This window comes from Bradyrhizobium campsiandrae (assembly GCF_014529705.1).
GTDB lineage: Bacteria > Pseudomonadota > Alphaproteobacteria > Rhizobiales > Xanthobacteraceae > Bradyrhizobium > Bradyrhizobium campsiandrae.
Genome location: NZ_JAANIH010000221.1, coordinates 1 through 431, shown reverse-complemented (window position 1 = coordinate 431; position 431 = coordinate 1). Strand labels below are relative to the sequence as shown.

The following is a 431-nucleotide window of genomic DNA, read 5'->3' as shown; positions in this document are numbered from 1 at the left end:
GCATATAAATTTTTAAAGCCAAAATTGAAGTCAAACATGAACGGACAGTATTCCTTACCACTTTTAGCATTGATAACCATGCCATAAACATCTTCCTGGGTACAGCCATCATACCCGTTGTCAGCGATCAGTCTTCTACTTTCTTTTCGACTGCCGCTGCCACCCATTTCTCTTAGCGCTATAACAATTGCTTTTTCCGCACTTCTTCTTTCGTATGTCACTTGTACCACTGCCAATACACATTAAAAGTATTCAACTTAAATTATTGCTAACTTCCCAGAGCAATCAAACTCAAGTCCTTTGAGAAAGTGCCCTAAACCCGCAAAAATACTGTATTTTTAGCACATCTTTGCTTGCATTGATGTGCTTTTCTATGTTATAATTTGAGTATGATATCATACTCAACAAAGGAGGCCATCATGTACTACAAC

The 431-nt window shown here is 37.8% G+C and carries 1 protein-coding gene; it reads right to left on the bottom strand.

All coding sequences use genetic code 11. From position 1 onward, the window contains the following. Positions 1–221: hypothetical protein (locus G8O24_RS47180; protein WP_202988832.1), on the bottom strand; the 221-nt coding region annotated here is incomplete at its 3' end. Between the last annotated feature and the right edge of the window lie 210 nt (positions 222–431).